Source organism: Carnobacterium sp. 17-4, assembly GCF_000195575.1.
Classification (GTDB): domain Bacteria; phylum Bacillota; class Bacilli; order Lactobacillales; family Carnobacteriaceae; genus Carnobacterium_B.
Genome location: NC_015391.1, coordinates 1,639,853 through 1,656,021, shown reverse-complemented (window position 1 = coordinate 1,656,021; position 16,169 = coordinate 1,639,853). Strand labels below are relative to the sequence as shown.

The following is a 16,169-nucleotide window of genomic DNA, read 5'->3' as shown; positions in this document are numbered from 1 at the left end:
TTGAATATCAAAGTGATTTTTTTTTGAGTATTTAGAAACAAAAGTTACATCTTAGATGATGAATATTTATTTTTTTGAATAAATACTATATTGTTTGACTTCTTTTTTATCCGGGATTATAGTTACGAGTGTTGGAAACAAGCAAACAATTAAAATAACGGAGGAGATCATAAAAATGAAAAAAGCATCAGCAAGCAGAATGAAAAAATTACCAATTTTACTAGGGACATTATTAATTATCAGTGTGGCAGCATATGGAACTCGGGCTTACTTTTCAGATAGTGCAAAACAACAAGCAAATATCGTATTAGAACTAGGCAATGTAGAAATAAGCACAGAAGATTCAGAGTGGGTACCAACGGCAGCTGGTACTGACTTGAATAAGTTAGGTAAAGATGAAAAGACACAAAATTACTCGTTTAAAAATGTTAAACCAGGAGATTTTTTTACAAGACACTATACTATTAAGAATACAGGATCTCTTGATACAAACGTGACATTAGAATATAGCGGAAAAATGAATCCAACTAAAGAACCACTAAAATTAGATTCATTAACTCAAGAACAAATAAATGGTGAGCACCCAATTAAAGGTACTCCGTTTATTATTACTATTAAAGATTTCAAAAATAAATTAGTGCTTAAGGCAAATTCTGGTGAAGATAGTCAAACAACATATACTGTTGTAATTAAAGTAGATGAAAATGCTGCTGCTGATTTTAATATTAATACAAAAGCTAAAGAAAAAGCAGGGAATCAAAATTTAGATTTAGTTGTTTCGGACTTTCTGAAAGAAAATCTAAAAATTACAGCCAATCAAATAGTGAAAAATTAAAAAATACTAAATAAAATTTTAATTTATAGTTTACTAGAAACGGTTAGGATAGTTATCTAATCGTTTTTTATTCAGAATTTTTTGTGCTTAGAATGAGGAAGAGGAGGGATAATATGAGGAAAATAAAGAAAGATTTAATAGGTTTAGTAAAAATAAGTTTGTTTTGCTTTGCTTTTTTTATGTTATCCCCTTCAATACCTGTAAAAGCAATGTTTAGTGATACAGTCAATCAAACTTTAGGAATTCAGTTGGAATTTGGAACCATTAATTTAGATCCAAAGGAAACTAAAATTGTTGATTCAGTTAAATTTACTGAAGGAGAGTCAGTTAAAATTGCTACAAGTATTCTTGTAAATAAAGGAAGTTTGTCTGCGAAGTTAGCTTATAAAATAGATGTGACAAAAGAAGATGAATCAATATTGACAACTGATGAACTAAAAAATATGGTCATTTCAATTGATTTAGGAAGTACAGTAAATAATGTAGAAGCAACTGGAACAAATTTAAACTCAGATAGCTATACTTTTGTGAAAAATACGAGTGGTAGTGATGTCGTTATTGATCCTGATTCAGTAGGTAAAGTACCAGTAAGTATTTCGTATAAAAGTAGTATTCCTACTAAAGAAGAAAAGGTGAAAATTAGGGTTACATTTAGATTGATTCAATCGAATGCTTTAGATGCGAATGATAATTTGTTTTCTGATACGTTAACAATAGAAAATATTGTTTCGCTTATCCCTGAAGTTGTTGAAAAAGAAAGTTATTGGCCAGCTGAAAGAACATTTATTAATGCTGTGCATGGAAATTATACCTATAGTTTAGAAAATATGAAAATGCTTTTTAGTGAAACATATGAAACAATTAATTCAGAAACAAAAAAAATTAAAAATTTAAACAAAGCTATGTTATATATTCAGTTGCCAGAAAGTGAACCTTTAACAAAAATCATTACTAAAAATAATGGTACAAAAGAAACTAAAGAAATGTTTATTGTTTCTAAATTAACAACGAACGAAGCAGCTATCAAAGTAGAATCTATAGAACTAAATGAAGAGCATCATGGGATAATCATTACATTTAAACTAGAAGATGAATATGTTTATAATCCATCAAATCCAGATACATCACTTGCTCAATCAAATAAAGATAGATATGCTATAAGCTTAAATATTGAAATTCAAAAGTATGGTATGTATGGATCAAATGAATATCACTATTATGATAATTCCCATAATTATGATCATTTTTTTGCCACTAGATTAGTCTTAAATACTGATATACCAGATGCGCCAAAAAATTATGCGCAATTGTCAATTAATTTAACAGATAATGAACGAGTTTTATCTATTAAACATCTTTACTATAATTCAGCCCCATATGTAAGACCAGAAGATTTCAAAGAAGTTCAATTAAAGAATGAAATAGTTAATGTTGAGATAACTGGAAAGAATGGAAAGCTAGTATCAAGTAAGGTAAATACAGATAAAACATTTTCTTTGTGGTTAAATTCCAGTGAAAAAATGGATGAGGCTACCTTACACGTAAAAATCACAGGTGATACAGGTAATACTTTGGTTATATCTAGAAAACTAGAAGTACAAAAAGATACTAGTATGTTGAGAAAAAGTTCTCTTAATGAAGAGCGATTAGTAGAAGATGTTATAACACAAAGTAGTATTGAAGAAAGTGAAGAAGGTTCGGCTACGGAAGTAGAAAGTTCAACATTAACTGTAGAAGAAACCGCAAAAGAAGTGGTTGAAGAACCGGTTAATGAATCTCAAGAAGTAGATGAGGCAGATGACCTGTCATCTAGTGAAACTATTATTGAAGTAAAAGAAAATGTCCCTGAAGTAACGAAAGAAGACAAGGAAATAATCACTGGAAAAGTAAGTGAATAATTAAGTGAATAAATTTTAAAGACCCTAACAACTGTTAGGGTCTTATTTTCATGTTATTTAAAGATAATACTTAACATTTGAATCTTTGTGCCGATTATATAAGTGAGGTTTAAAATTTGTTGAAAGATTATTTTAATTATTGTAATTTTAAATGTAAGGGCTTTTATTAATTGTTTAGAATCTTTATACAATGTTTACACAAATAAAACGTGACATTTCTGGTATAAAGAGTAAAATAACTGTATAAGAATAGATTAAAATTGAATAATAGGAAGCGGTGTTTTTTATGAGAAATCCGAATGTGCATACTCATATACATAAAAAGAACGCAATTTACCTTCGTTTAAGTTTAGTTGTACTTCTAGGGTGGAGTATATTCTTTTTAGGCTATCTGTTTCAACCCATTTACGCTAATACAATAGACGGACTAGCCATCACCTACCGCACTACTTTTCAGTCGGAAAAATTGGAAAAGATTAATCCTATAGTATCCAGTCTTTCTTCAGATGTTACTGAAGAAGAATTAATTGAAGAAGCAAATGAATTGAAAAAAGAAAAACACCAAGAAGTGACTGTTTTAACCTATTATGATTCTGCAAAAGAAATGAATTCAAAAAAGGAACTAAATTATAAAGCTGAAACAATGAATGATGGAGTGAAAATGACGCATTTTTACCATAATGCAGCCTTGGTCTCAGACATTACCCTTTCTAAACAATGGGATGTCAGCAAGAATAATTTTGACTTAGTGACTGGCGTCCTTACGATTCAACTAACAATTGAAGATGGGTTAAGCATGGATACTATATTAACTCAATCAAAAGGATTGATAGATTTATTAATGACATATAATGCTGAAAAGGAAATCCAAGCTATTGAGCTTGAGATTAAAAGCGGCAAAGAACATTATTCGTTTGAATCAGTAAAAGCTGATAGATTAACAAATACTAAAATGGTTTATACGAACTAATTTAAAATAAAATGAAATTCGATTCTTTTTAATAAAGGAATCGAATTTCATTTTATTTTTTTATGAGAACCATTCATTGGTAACCATTTTACCAAGAAAATTATGATACAATAGTGCTAGACTATTACAATAAATGAATCAATTAATTAGGGCAGTAAATAAAAAATAATTAGTTTTGGTTTGGTCAAGGGGGAATATTCATGTCAGGATGGACAATAGTTGGTATATTTATAGCCATTATAGGAGTTACCGTTCTTTATTTGCATCTACAAAATACACAACTACAACGAACACAAGTTGAAATTAAATTACCTTTCACGGGAAAAAAATTAAGTGGAGCAAAAATTGTTCAGTTAAGTGATTTACATTTTCCACGTCAAGGCGTTTCTATAAAACAGTTAATTGGAAAAGTCGCAAAAGAGAAACCAGATATGATTGCATTGACTGGTGACTTGATAGATGTACGGGGTGATTTTCCAGAAAAAGAATTGGAATCTTTTTGTAAGGCATTAGTTGATATTGCTCCAACTTATGCTGTGACTGGAAATCATGACTTAGGTTCAGGGCATTTGCAAAAGTGGGAAACGGTCCTAACCTCTGCTGGAGTACGAGTATTGATTGATGAAGCAGATTGGCTACCAATTGGAGACGATGGAATCGTAGTAATGGGTTTGTCTGAGAAAGAAGATTTTGAGAATACACCAAAACCTATTTTGAGAGAGGTGACCATTGAAGAATCATTGCGCAAAAAGCCACGTATTCTATTGGCACACCATCCAGAATTGTTTGAAGAGTACTTAATGGATTTAACACGTGTTCCAGCTCTTACGCTTAGTGGCCATGCTCACGGAGGTCAAGTTAGATTGCCTTTCCTAGGTGGCTTGTTTGCACCAGGTCAAGGGAAGTTGCCTGCATTCACCAATGGAATTTATTATGATCCCAATATGCCTGCATATCGGATGATGGTTAGCCGAGGGATTGGAAATTCTACTTTTCCGTTTCGAGTCAACAATAGACCAGAAATGGTAGTTGTTACCTTACATTAAGAAACTAAATAATACCTAACTGAAAAGACAAGTATGAAGATAACAATAGTTAAGTTATTGTGTGCTTCATGCTGTGTCTTTTTTCGATTTGTAAGTGTTTTCTTTTGAAGTTTAACCTACTGTTGTTTAAACTAAAGATAACACAAAGTTTAGGAGGCGGATAACTATGGTAGTAAGCTTATTAGACAGAATGGCGTTAAACAACGGGTACACGATTCCTGGAATTGGATTAGGAACTAGTGGAATGACTGGGAAAGAAGCTGAAGATGCCGTTTTTTCAGCGATCATGAAGGGCTATAGACTAATTGATACTGCTTCACAGTATGATAATGAGGAAGACGTTGGTCGTGGAATCAATCGTGCAGTTAGTTCAGGTGTCTCTCGTGATGAAATCTTTCTTGTCACTAAAATCTGGAAAACAGATGCTGGGTTTGATAATGCTATTCAATCTTTTGAAGCAAGTTTAAGTCGGTTAAACCAACCATATGTTGATTTATTGCTGATCCACTGGCCGGATAAAGATGACGCAGTAAACATAGATACGTGGAGAGCACTCGAAGACATCTATGAATCAGGTAGATCGAGATCAATTGGAGTCTCTAATTTTAGTAGGGGCGATTTATCTGAATTATTAAAAGAAGCAAAAGTAAATCCAGCTATCAATCAGTTTGAAGTTTATCCAGGACATCCCAACGAGGAATTAAACGACTATTGTGATTCTGAAAATATTGTTACTATGGCCTATAGCCCGTTAAAAAGAGGAAATGTCAGCAAAGAACGCCATTTGACAACCATTGGTGATAAATATGGTAAGACAGCTTCTCAAGTTGCTTTACGCTGGGATATTCAGCGAGATGTTATTCCAATTCCAAAATCTAGCAATAAAGACCGGATGCAAGAAAATATCGAAGTCTTTGATTTTATGCTATCAGATGAGGATATGAATACCATTAATAATTTAGATAAACAAAATAGAGATCGAAATCCTAATAGTTTGATTCGTTCTGAAGTTATGAGATCACGTAACCATCGGGAAAAGAAATCTAGACGTTAATAAGAGTTTAGTTAGGTAGAAAAATTTTATAAATGAAGTATCAATATTTTTGAATGAAAGATGTTATTTAATAGGGGTTTAATCATAAACCAATGAATACGATGTTCTTTTTAAACATTGTTTATTCATTGGTTTATTTTTTTAAAAAAGACACAGGACAAATGTTTGATAAGAGATATTTGTCAAATAGCAATTTAATCATAATTTGCCTGTTGTAGTGCATGATTTGAAATGAAAATCTGATTAGAATTTGCTATACTGATGTTACTTAAATATCAGAGGAGTGATGCGACAAAATAATAAACAATTGTTTAGGATTTCCCCGTCTCTTGTTCAACTGTCCGAACCCCCAGCTGGTCCTATACCCTAATTCTAAAAGATTAAAAATACCCTGATTTAAACTCCTAGAATTACCTAGTTAAATACCCTAAAGTTTATTTTCTCTCCATTAAAATGACCACGTATACCCACGATTTGTCTGGCAAACTTATCTGTACGATTGGTTTTTACATTTAATCAGTTACATTGATCCAATTTACACTTACCCCCATCTATTCACAATACCCCATGCCAAATTGTGATAGACGTAATCCTCTTCGCAAATAAAACTCATTTTATGAGTACCTCGCAAGAATCGTCTGCTATTCGAGACGATTCTTTGTCTAACAAATAAAACTGTTTAAAATGTGTCGAATGAGTTGAAATAAAAACGTGGGAGTGATTATCACCATGAGATTATTGATAGATTCGAGTTCATTAAGACGCTTAGAATTAATTGAATTATTGAATGCTAGCGATGAATGGTGGACAGTTGAAGAGTTAGCTTTTTGCTTAAATTGTTCTGTCCGTAGTGTTAAGGCAGACATCTATTACTACAATATATCCGCTCATCTTCCTATTAAACTGATCACGTCTAATCACCATGGTGTGAAGCTGATTGTGCTAACTACTTTTCAAATGGAAAGTGTCTATCAAGAAATTTTAGCTAGAAATTTAAATATTCAACTTTTAGAATGTCTATACAATGAAACCAACTATTCTATAGAAGATTACGCTGAAAGACTATTTACTAGTACATCTTCTATTATACGCAGCATTAAACAGATTAATTTATTTCTTGACCAATATAAATTAAGTGTTCAAAAAAATTCGATGACAATAGTCGGTTCTGAGAAACAAATTCGTTACTTTTATAGTGTTTTTTTCTGGGAAAAATACGGAGCTAAAGTAGTTGTAAACGAACATCCTAATTTTAATGAAGTAAGTCAAATTGTACATAAACTCGCAAAAAAAACGGACATAACGCTATCCATTATTACCGAAAATAAACTCTCTCTTTATTTACTAATTAACCTCGAACGCATTAGTAATGGCTATATACTGGAAAAGTATACGCCGCCCATGAAAATAGAGAAGAATGTTTTAAACAGTATAGAAGAACTTCTAAATGAACTACCATTTAACATACCTAAGCAAGAACTTCATTATATAGGATTTTGTTTTACCAATCGATTTTTGAAGCCAAATCTTCAATCAACCCATTTATCTAAAGAACTAGTACTAATATCCCAGCAAATTGATCTATTTTTAACTCGCTTTTCTGAAAAAAATGAATTTATTTTGCCAAATAAACCTGAGTTACAGCAGATTATTTTTCATCATATTGTGTTTAAAAGAGAATTTCAAGGGCAGAATTATTTTCTTGTTAATCGAACAAAAAATACATTACAGCATATAGATAAAATGTATCATTCATTTATAACATTGGCTATTACTGAACTAGAGGACTGGGGTAGTGATGAATGGTTTACAAGAGAAAACGAGGATATTAGTGAGTTTTTATATTTATTGATTATCCATTGGAAAGGATTAACAAATCAAATTATAGAGTTACAAACTAAAATAAGTGTTTTAATTATCTCCCAATTTGGCGAAACTCATGAATTGTTTTTAGCTGAAATCTTAAAAAGTTTTTTTCCTAATGAGTTAATGTGCTATAGTCTTGCAGAGGAAAAATTTGGGAATGAAAAAATACAACTTGTGGTGACCGATGCTCAAGTAGAAGAGGTAAGGAAAAAGATTGCTAAAGAGATACCAATTATCGGCATAGAGTATGCTCCAAATGAAAGAAATTGGGAAAATATTAAAAAAATTCTATCTGATATCAAACAGGTTAAAGAGAATGGCGACAACTGGTTAAATGCGTATTCTCATTTCAATTAAGTGAAATAATATGGTATGATAAAAGAAAAAAACGGTTGCACTTAAAGTGTAAACGATTTAATAGGTGGGGTTGATATGGTGTTAAATTTAGGAATTATTGGAACAAATTGGATTACGAATCAATTTGTAGATGCAGCGATTGCAACACAAGAGTATCAATTAGTTGGTGTATATTCAAGATCTCTTGAAAAAGCAAAAGCTTTTGGTGAATCGTATCATGCCACTATTTTTGAAACAAGTTTAGAATCCTTTGCTACAAATGCAGATATTGATGTTGTGTACGTTGCATCACCCAATAGCATGCACTATGAACAAGCCGTTACCTTAATGAAAGCAGGCAAGCATGTTATTGTTGAAAAACCTATTTTTTCTAATCCGCGCGAATGGGTCGCCGCAGCTCAAGTAGCTGAAGAAAATAAGGTGTTTTTATTTGAAGCGGCTCGACATGTTCACGAAGAAAACTTTAAAATTGTAAAAGAAGAAGTGAAATCGATTGAAAGTCTTCAAGGTGCGACCTTCGCATATATGAAGTATTCTTCTCGTTATGATGCTGTTTTAAATGGAGAAGAACCAAATATTTTCTCTTTAAACTATTCTGGTGGAGCTTTAGCAGATCTAGGGGTTTATCCGTTGTATGCTGCGATTTCATGGTTTGGTATGCCGGAAAGTAGTCATTATTTCTGTACGAAAATTGCTACAGGAGTCGATGGAAAAGGAACCATTATCTTACGCTACAAAGGGTTTGATGTAACGATATTAGCCGGTAAAATTGTTAATTCTTACTTGCCAGCTGAGATTTATGGCTTAAATAAAACATTATCAATGGACAGCATTGAATCTATTACAACCATTGAAGTGATTGATCGTAAAACCAAATTGAAAGAAAGCATTGCTCAAAAAACTTCTGAGAATCCAATGATGGATGAAGCTAAAGACTTTGCAGATGTGATCAACTTCCCTGATGACGTTGTTAAACAAAAAGAATACAAAGAATGGTTGATGCTAAGTCAAGAAGTGAACCAAGTGATGACAGATTTACGTAAAGATGCTGATATTATTTTTGCGGCAGACGAAAAATAAAACAAAGTTAACGAAAAGGAAACTCGAGTCATTTATTCGAGCTTCCTTTTTTAATTTGATGGAATAAAAAAATAACAGTAGAAAAGTTAGCTGAAACGGAATAATTTTGATATGATAGAGCCTGACAGCAACAGGTACGTAAAGAAACGAGGACTAAATGATGATAGAAAACAGTTTACCCGCATTTAAACAGCATTGGGATGCTTTGGCATATAAAGAACCTTCTGCTATTCAAGAAAAAGTTTATGAACCGCTAAAAATAGGAAAAGACGTGGTGGGTATTTCACCTACAGGAACTGGTAAAACAGTAGCGTATACACTTCCAACTTTAGAACAAGTTGAACCAAAAGCTGGTGTCCAAGTAGTTATTTTGACACCTTCACAAGAATTATCGATTCAAGTGGGAGAAGTAGTCCAAGAGTGGGCAAGCCAAATTGGGTTGAGTAGTCAGACTATCATTGGTGGAGCGAACTTAAATCGCCAGTTGGATAAATTGAAAGAAAAACCAGAAATTATTGTCGGTACTCCCGGTCGGATTTTTGAAATTTCTGAAACAAAAAAATTAAAATTGCATACGGTACAAACGGTTATCTTGGATGAAGCAGATCAATTATTGCAGCAAGAGCAATTGGCAACGGTAAGAAAGCTAGTCAATAAAATGCCTGGACAACGTCAAATGGGCTTCTTTTCAGCTACCAGCAATGAACTGATGCAAGATTTGACAAAATGGTTTAATGTAGAACCAGAATGGATCGATGCAACAGAGGATGATCGATCTAAAGGTGAAGTCCTTCATGCGTATATTGAAACACCTACGCGTAAACGAGTAGAGACGCTTAGACGATTGACACATATGAAAGACTTTAGAGGGTTGGTTTTTGTAAACAATGTTGCCAACTTAACATTGGCTTTTGAGAAATTGAATTATGAAGGCATCTCTGTAGCTGTTTTACACGGTGAAAAATACAAAACAGAGCGCAAACAAGCCTTGCAACAATTTCGTGATGGTAAAATCAAATTATTGTTAACGACGGATGTAGGTTCTAGAGGGTTAGATATTCAAGACTTACCGTACGTGATTCAATATGATGTTCCGCAAACGAAAGAAAGTTACATCCATCGCTCAGGCCGTACGGCGCGAATGGGTAAAACCGGAACTGTTTTGACCTTGGTCAATGAACGTGAATTAAGAGAATTCAAAAAATTGATTTCTTCATTGGAAATCAAATTGAGCCAAGTCTACTTGTATGGTGGAGAAATTGTGAAAGAGCGTCCGTTGTCTGAAGAACAGCCGGAAACATCTGAAGCAGTAAAAGCACCTGTTAAAGTAAAAAGGATTATTAAACCAATCGTTGAGACAACTAAAAAAGAAATCATTGAACCTGTTAAGAAAAAGAAGAAACACCGCAAAAAAGTGGACAAAAATAAGGGTGCTCGTAGAAAAACAAAAAACAAAGAGATCGAATAAGGCAAAAACGACTAGAAAATACAGTGATGTATTTTCTAGTCGTTTTTTCTATTCAAGGAATGATTTAAAGAGTGTTTCAAAAAGTAAACTAAGATCTAAAGGCTTTATAGAATAGCCTATTCTATAAATTGTCACTAGGTATTTTCCAACCGGCATCTAAAAATTCTTGGGAGGTGACGGGGTAAAAAATGACCGATCCGTTAGCTGATTTTAAAACAAACAAGCCGTCTTTTTTGACAAGTTCTAGTGTTAATAAATAGGTTTCGTCTTTGCCCTCAAGATTCGAATCAGGCGTATAAAGTTCTAACGTTAGCATAGATCCCTCAATCGTATAACTAAGGATATCACTACCACCTAAAGTTGTTCCCCATTCACCTGGAATAAAGGAGTCATCCGTTATTGCAACAGTATATTTCCCGATATCAGATTGCAAAGGAACGGATTCTTTTGAATCAAAAGTAGCCCAATATCCTTTAAAATCGTCAAAAGTAATCACACCGTCATCTTCTTTTATAGTTGTTGATTCGAGTGGCGTGGTTACCGCAGTATTAGATTTAGAATCAGGGGACTCTTTTTGCTGGATAGAAGCACTATCAGCACTGTTTACATCTGTTGTACCACAGCCAGTAATAACAGATCCAGCAAAAAAAAGAGCAAGGATAAGAATAGAGTGTGTCAAAATGGAATAATGGCCTACCTTTAACTGTTTCATCAAACTACCTCATCTCAATTTAGTCAAACTCGCTAACGTTAGTGTAACAAGATTTAGTAAAGAAACAAAGGAATATGCTAATGGACATGCTGACGATACAAGGGCATATAGCGGCGATAAGTAAGCGTTTCCGTATGATAGCACATTCTAAAATAAAGGGGAAGAGTTATTTATACATTAACCTTCAAAATAAGAGCAAAAAGTTGACACACGTTTTCATTTTGGTGAAAATAGATATGTGAAGAAGAAAATTCAATTATTGACTGAAGGATTGAATACAAAATGGCGAGGATGAGGAATCATGCTGAAGAACGGATTGTTTATGATGACAATTGGATTTGTTGCCGTTATATTAGGTCTCACAGGTCTGGAGGAACACCGCATACTCATTTTAGGAATCGGCATAGTGTTGATTATTTTAGGTTTTGTTTTATACAATAAAGGGGAAAAGAAAGAAGACTAACTGTTCAAAAGAAAAACCTAATGGAGGTAGTAAAATGTTGGCAGAAATAAAACGATCGAATGATGAGACAGTTGCAGAGTTTCACCGTGATTTTCCTTATCCTATAGAAGAAGTATGGACAATGTTGACGGATAATGACCACTTAGTGAAATGGTTTAGTGAACTTAAGATTCAAGAATTAACTGAAGGCGGAAAATTGTTATTTGATATGGGAAATGGTTCTTATGAAGAAATGACGATAACAGAAGTTAAGATTCCAACAGTATGGGAATTTACATGGGATGAAAATTTGATTCGATTTAACTTAAGCGAAAATGCAGAAGGTACTCATTTAGTGCTAAAAGAATACATGAAAGAAGTAACTGAACATACAGCACGGGACATCGCAGGCTGGCATGTTTGCTTAGATGTGATTAGTCTGTTATTAGCCAATAAAACTATCGAAAATCGACAAGATAAATGGGAAAAGGTTTATCCTGAATACAAGAAACAACTAACTAAATAAAATTAAGAAGCCAGAGAAATTGATTATCATTTCACTGGTTTCTTTTTGAGTGAAAGGACAGTAAACTACTTAATATATTTGAGCTTGAGGTGTTCTACTCATCATTCTACACGAATTAATGCTAGCAAATGTCTTCTAGAGAGGTACTACTTAACAATCTAGATGAATTATTATGAGCAAATAGTAACTAGAGAGCCTCTACTTAACATTCTAGACAAATTATTACGAGTAAATGGTAACTAGAGGGCCACTACTTAACATTCTGAACAAATTTTCACTATGAAATATCATCTATAGAGGCTCCATCTACCATACCAAACAAATTAGAGCTAACTAATATGAACTAGACAGTCTCTATATAATAATACATTTAATATAGAAAACTTTTCGGTCACGAAAAGTCTCCGATCCAAAAATAACTTAAGAATAGTAAGCAATTTCCAGTGCTACCTAAAAAGCTCCAGAAGATTAGCCTTCTGGAGCTTCACTTACCAAAATTATTTGACATAATGCTGTTTCTTTATAAGTGCAAGTGTTCAAAAATAATGAATAAAAAAGTGATTGACAAGAAAAGTGTGTGAAGGATATAATACAGCTGAGAGATGTATTAACCGATTCATACACTTTTTTATCGGTGGTGTATTAATCGATTAATACATTTGCAAGGAAATGAGATCAAACAGGAGGCTGCCATGAACGTTAATTTTAATAAACGAGATCCGCTTTATGAACAGGTTGTTCGTCATTTTAAAGAAGAAATTGCAGCAGGAAAATTATTACCGGGTCAAGAAATGCCATCTAGACGGGAACTAGCCAGTCAATTAAAAATCAATCCAAACACAGCTCAGCGAGCGTATAAGGAAATGGAGGAACAAGGCTTGATTTATACAGAAAGCAATTCACCAAGCAAAATTACAGAGAATCAAAGTGTTTTGGGAGGCGTTCAAGATGAATTGCTGGGAGAAGCCGTTTCTTCTTTTGTATCTGCGATTCGTCCGATTCAGGTACCACTGGATAAAGTCATAGGGTTGATCAAAGAAAAGTACGTCGATGAATCAGGAGGAGTAAAATGATTGAAGTAAAAGGGATTACGAAAAAATTTGGCCGGAAAAAAGTTTTGAAGGGTATTTCGTTTACAGCTAATAAAGGCGAGATCACATGTATCATCGGCATTAATGGTGTGGGGAAAACGACTATTTTAAATGGAATCATGAATTTAACTCCAATGAATAGCGGTGAGATTCTCATTGACGGAGAGAAGATAAATAAAAAAAGTTATGAAAAAATTACATTTATCCCAGATGCAATGACTATGCTGCCAGGGCTTAGAATTGAACAAGCAATGCAATTCATGCAAGATTTTTATCAATCGTGGAACCAAGGACGTGCAGATGAATTACTAGGATTTTTCAAATTAACAAAAGAGGATAAAATTTCAACCCTTTCTAAGGGAAATACAACTAAAGTGAACTTGATGTTAGGTTTGGCTTTAGACGTTGATTATTTATTAATGGATGAACCTTTTTCAGGAATTGACATTTTTAGCCGCGAACAGATTGCTAATGTGTTTACAAGCCACTTGATTGAAGATCGCGGAGTTATCATAACGACCCATGAAATTAATGATATTGAACATTTGATTGATAAAGTCGTGTTGGTTGATGAAGGAATAGTATTGAGAGAATTTAACGCAGAACAAGTCCGTGAAGAAGAAGGAAAGTCTGTTGTTGATGTTATGAGAGAGGTGTTTCAGCCATGAAAAGTTATTTAAAACTAGTAAATTTTGAATTTAACCGCTGTGCAAAACTGTATTTTTCTTTAATAGGGTTGACTATTGTGTCACAGCTTATTGCAGTTTTTGTGGCATCAAGACAATACTTAGCTCAAATGAATGAAACAGTCTATCAAAATAAAATACCAAAAGCTCAATTTTTAAGTGAAACGGGTGAAATGAGTATGTTTTGGGTTGTGACTAATGTCTGGTTTTACTTGCCTATCCTCATCTGTATTACGGCTGTATTATTTTACAGTTTTTATATCTGGTATGTTGAGTGGATGGGGAAGAATACGTTTATTTATCGGTTATTGATGCTGCCAACATCCCGTATGACTGTCTTTTGGTCTAAACTAACAACAATAGCTTTGATGATTTTTGGATTGGTTTCCATTCAGCTCATTTTATTGCTTGTTGAAAGTCAATTATTAAAACTGTTAGTTACAAGTGATATTCGTTTGGATCTATCTCTGCAACAATTAAGTGAAATATCTTATTATCTTTCTCTTTTTATACCACAATCTTTTCTTTCTTTTATCGTTTATTATGGTACTGGGTTTGTATTGCTTTTCTTAGGATTCACAACTGTATTGTTTGAAAGAAGTTTCCACTTTAAAGGGATAATAATGGGTATAGGCTTTAGTATTGTTTTATTTCTTTTGTTTTTGTCACCTATTATTGCTAAATATATTTTCGGCTTTAATTGGCTTTATCCAGGTGAAATAATTATCACAGAAGTTATTATAGGGTTACTCGTTATTGCATTAAGCAGTTGGATGAGTCACTACTTGTTGAATAAAAAAGTAACGGTCTAAAGAGGAGGCGAAGAATATGAAACGTTATGGAAAATTAATTATCATTGTAGTATTAGTTGTTCTTTCATTTGGAATTTATTACATTCAACCTATTTTTGCGGCAGATACGAGACCGGAATTTACAGTCTCAGCAAAAAATGGCGATAAAACATTAATAGAGAATATGTCTATAGAAGGATACTACCATGTAAGTAACTTTTATGGGATGGGAACAGAAACAGAAATTACTAAAGACGGTACAACTTATTATTCAACTCAGTCTTATCTAAGTCAACTACAAGACAGTGTAAGCGGCAATGAAAAAATGTCTCAATTGCAAAAAGATTATCGAAGTTTCATGCGTGGAAAAGAACCTTATCTAGTCAACTATTTTGAAGATGATTCTATATTAGCGTATGCAGATATAACATTGGATTCCATGTCTGCTATCACTGAAGATTCGGAATTTCTCATTGAAGTATTGGATAAAAAGACAAACGACGTGCTTTCTTTTTCAGTGGATTTCCCCAATGCAACGGACTATTTTTCTGTGTATGTTGAAGACGTTCAAGTTGCCAATAATAAATTAATTGTGGTAACAAATGGTTACTCAATAAATAGCGAAAATGGGCAGGATGAACAGCATTTATATTCAATCGATTTACCAAATGAAAAAATTGAAAAAGACGAAAAAATTCAATTGGATCTAATAGATGAAAAAGACAAACAAATTCAATATGTTGAATTAATGAATGCAGGAAATGATATTGATTCTTCAAAAATTTTGGTTTACCGTGTAACACTTGATGTTCCACAGACAGAAATGGAAATATATGACGAAAATGAAATGACAACTCAACCTGTGTCTGGCTTAATTGGTGTAAACATAGAAACTGGAGAACAGTTTTTAATAGATGTTTCAGATGAATTAGGTAGTCAAGCTTTAGGAAATAGGACAGCTATGGAAAATTCTACTTTGTATTTTTATAAAAAGAACGATACAACGCTGTCTATTTACTCTTATTCCTTAGAGCAAAAAGAATTAGTAGAGGTTGAATCGGTTGAATTAACTGCTGAACAATTAAAAGCGTTAAAAACGGATGTCATTCTACAAGTGAATAATGAAATTGTTTTCTTTGTAGAAAGTTCTAAGGTAACAGATAAAGATATGCAAATTATGGCAATTGACAGTAATTCTGGGGAGCTTGTTTTTGAAGGAGCAATCGAGGGAAAAGTCAATCAACCAGCTAAAAGAGATGAGCTTTATCTAAGCGAAGTTTTATTTCAACAGTAGGTAGCAGAAGACAGTAAAAAAGAAGAACGATATCCTTTCCATGTTTAAAATGG

15 protein-coding genes are annotated in these 16,169 nt (G+C 33.1%); 14 read left to right on the top strand and 1 reads right to left on the bottom strand.

What is annotated here, in order from left to right:
• Nucleotides 1-175 precede the first annotated feature (175 nt).
• The 8 genes from CAR_RS07955 to CAR_RS07920 all read left to right on the top strand — a co-directional run bounded on the left by CAR_RS07955 (nucleotide 176) and on the right by CAR_RS07920 (nucleotide 10,574).
• Nucleotides 176-835: a TasA family protein gene (locus CAR_RS07955; protein ID WP_013711197.1), complete on the top strand. Its 660-nt coding sequence runs from the start codon at nucleotides 176-178 to the stop codon at nucleotides 833-835.
• A gap of 113 nt (nucleotides 836-948) precedes the next feature.
• Nucleotides 949-2,733, top strand: a complete 1,785-nt coding sequence (locus CAR_RS07950; RefSeq protein WP_013711196.1) for a hypothetical protein — start codon at nucleotides 949-951, stop codon at nucleotides 2,731-2,733.
• A gap of 286 nt (nucleotides 2,734-3,019) precedes the next feature.
• Complete coding sequence (locus CAR_RS07945; RefSeq protein ID WP_083806893.1) at nucleotides 3,020-3,703, top strand: hypothetical protein; 684 nt, start codon at nucleotides 3,020-3,022, stop codon at nucleotides 3,701-3,703.
• A 200-nt stretch (nucleotides 3,704-3,903) separates the two neighbouring features.
• Nucleotides 3,904-4,749 (top strand): metallophosphoesterase, encoded by an 846-nt coding sequence (locus CAR_RS07940; protein WP_013711194.1) that lies wholly within the window; start codon nucleotides 3,904-3,906, stop codon nucleotides 4,747-4,749.
• A gap of 166 nt (nucleotides 4,750-4,915) precedes the next feature.
• On the top strand, nucleotides 4,916-5,803 hold the full coding sequence (locus tag CAR_RS07935; RefSeq protein ID WP_013711193.1) for an aldo/keto reductase: 888 nt from the start codon (nucleotides 4,916-4,918) through the stop codon (nucleotides 5,801-5,803).
• Between the two features lie 729 nt (nucleotides 5,804-6,532).
• Entirely contained in the window at nucleotides 6,533-8,026 is a 1,494-nt protein-coding gene (locus tag CAR_RS07930; RefSeq protein WP_013711192.1) for a helix-turn-helix domain-containing protein, read from the top strand.
• A 78-nt stretch (nucleotides 8,027-8,104) separates the two neighbouring features.
• A complete protein-coding gene (locus CAR_RS07925; RefSeq protein WP_041556903.1) occupies nucleotides 8,105-9,106 on the top strand; it encodes a Gfo/Idh/MocA family protein in 1,002 nt (333 codons plus the stop codon).
• 160 nt (nucleotides 9,107-9,266) lie between these two features.
• Nucleotides 9,267-10,574, top strand: a complete 1,308-nt coding sequence (locus CAR_RS07920) for a DEAD/DEAH box helicase (protein ID WP_148229449.1) — start codon at nucleotides 9,267-9,269, stop codon at nucleotides 10,572-10,574.
• Nucleotides 10,575-10,695: 121 nt separating this feature from the next.
• Here CAR_RS07920 and CAR_RS07915 read toward each other — a convergent pair whose 3' ends face one another.
• Nucleotides 10,696-11,286, bottom strand: coding sequence for a hypothetical protein (locus CAR_RS07915; RefSeq protein ID WP_013711189.1), 591 nt, complete (start codon nucleotides 11,284-11,286; stop codon nucleotides 10,696-10,698).
• A 301-nt stretch (nucleotides 11,287-11,587) separates the two neighbouring features.
• Between CAR_RS07915 and CAR_RS13235 the strand changes: the two genes are divergently transcribed.
• The 6 genes from CAR_RS13235 to CAR_RS07890 all read left to right on the top strand — a co-directional run bounded on the left by CAR_RS13235 (nucleotide 11,588) and on the right by CAR_RS07890 (nucleotide 16,116).
• Nucleotides 11,588-11,749 carry a hypothetical protein gene (locus CAR_RS13235; protein WP_013711188.1) on the top strand — a complete coding sequence of 54 codons (162 nt, stop codon included), beginning with the start codon at nucleotides 11,588-11,590 and terminating at the stop codon, nucleotides 11,747-11,749.
• A 34-nt stretch (nucleotides 11,750-11,783) separates the two neighbouring features.
• Nucleotides 11,784-12,254 carry an SRPBCC family protein gene (locus CAR_RS07910; protein WP_013711187.1) on the top strand — a complete coding sequence of 157 codons (471 nt, stop codon included), beginning with the start codon at nucleotides 11,784-11,786 and terminating at the stop codon, nucleotides 12,252-12,254.
• 692 nt (nucleotides 12,255-12,946) lie between these two features.
• Nucleotides 12,947-13,327 carry a GntR family transcriptional regulator gene (locus CAR_RS07905; RefSeq protein ID WP_041556433.1) on the top strand — a complete coding sequence of 127 codons (381 nt, stop codon included), beginning with the start codon at nucleotides 12,947-12,949 and terminating at the stop codon, nucleotides 13,325-13,327.
• The gene (locus tag CAR_RS07900; RefSeq protein ID WP_013711185.1) at nucleotides 13,324-14,013 is read left to right on the top strand and encodes an ATP-binding cassette domain-containing protein; all 690 of its coding nucleotides are present in this window, start codon (nucleotides 13,324-13,326) and stop codon (nucleotides 14,011-14,013) included. Before CAR_RS07905 ends, CAR_RS07900 begins: the two co-directional genes overlap by 4 nt.
• Nucleotides 14,010-14,843 carry a hypothetical protein gene (locus CAR_RS07895; protein WP_013711184.1) on the top strand — a complete coding sequence of 278 codons (834 nt, stop codon included), beginning with the start codon at nucleotides 14,010-14,012 and terminating at the stop codon, nucleotides 14,841-14,843. Before CAR_RS07900 ends, CAR_RS07895 begins: the two co-directional genes overlap by 4 nt.
• Before the next feature lie 16 nt (nucleotides 14,844-14,859).
• Nucleotides 14,860-16,116 carry a hypothetical protein gene (locus tag CAR_RS07890; protein WP_013711183.1) on the top strand — a complete coding sequence of 419 codons (1,257 nt, stop codon included), beginning with the start codon at nucleotides 14,860-14,862 and terminating at the stop codon, nucleotides 16,114-16,116.
• Nucleotides 16,117-16,169: the final 53 nt, after the last annotated feature.

Excerpts from the sequence above, each read along its gene's own strand:
- CAR_RS13235 (WP_013711188.1), top strand. The coding sequence starts at position 11,588 with ATGCTGAAGAACGGATTGTTTATGATGACAATTGGATTTGTTGCCGTT.
- CAR_RS07955 (WP_013711197.1), top strand. The coding sequence starts at position 176 with ATGAAAAAAGCATCAGCAAGCAGAATGAAAAAATTACCAATTTTACTA.
- CAR_RS07910 (WP_013711187.1), top strand. The coding sequence starts at position 11,784 with ATGTTGGCAGAAATAAAACGATCGAATGATGAGACAGTTGCAGAGTTT.
- CAR_RS07890 (WP_013711183.1), top strand. The coding sequence starts at position 14,860 with ATGAAACGTTATGGAAAATTAATTATCATTGTAGTATTAGTTGTTCTT.
- CAR_RS07905 (WP_041556433.1), top strand. The coding sequence starts at position 12,947 with ATGAACGTTAATTTTAATAAACGAGATCCGCTTTATGAACAGGTTGTT.
- CAR_RS07930 (WP_013711192.1), top strand. The coding sequence starts at position 6,533 with ATGAGATTATTGATAGATTCGAGTTCATTAAGACGCTTAGAATTAATT.
- CAR_RS07915 (WP_013711189.1), bottom strand. The coding sequence starts at position 11,286 with ATGAAACAGTTAAAGGTAGGCCATTATTCCATTTTGACACACTCTATT.
- CAR_RS07950 (WP_013711196.1), top strand. The coding sequence starts at position 949 with ATGAGGAAAATAAAGAAAGATTTAATAGGTTTAGTAAAAATAAGTTTG.
- CAR_RS07935 (WP_013711193.1), top strand. The coding sequence starts at position 4,916 with ATGGTAGTAAGCTTATTAGACAGAATGGCGTTAAACAACGGGTACACG.
- CAR_RS07895 (WP_013711184.1), top strand. The coding sequence starts at position 14,010 with ATGAAAAGTTATTTAAAACTAGTAAATTTTGAATTTAACCGCTGTGCA.
- CAR_RS07920 (WP_148229449.1), top strand. The coding sequence starts at position 9,267 with ATGATAGAAAACAGTTTACCCGCATTTAAACAGCATTGGGATGCTTTG.
- CAR_RS07940 (WP_013711194.1), top strand. The coding sequence starts at position 3,904 with ATGTCAGGATGGACAATAGTTGGTATATTTATAGCCATTATAGGAGTT.
- CAR_RS07945 (WP_083806893.1), top strand. The coding sequence starts at position 3,020 with ATGAGAAATCCGAATGTGCATACTCATATACATAAAAAGAACGCAATT.
- CAR_RS07900 (WP_013711185.1), top strand. The coding sequence starts at position 13,324 with ATGATTGAAGTAAAAGGGATTACGAAAAAATTTGGCCGGAAAAAAGTT.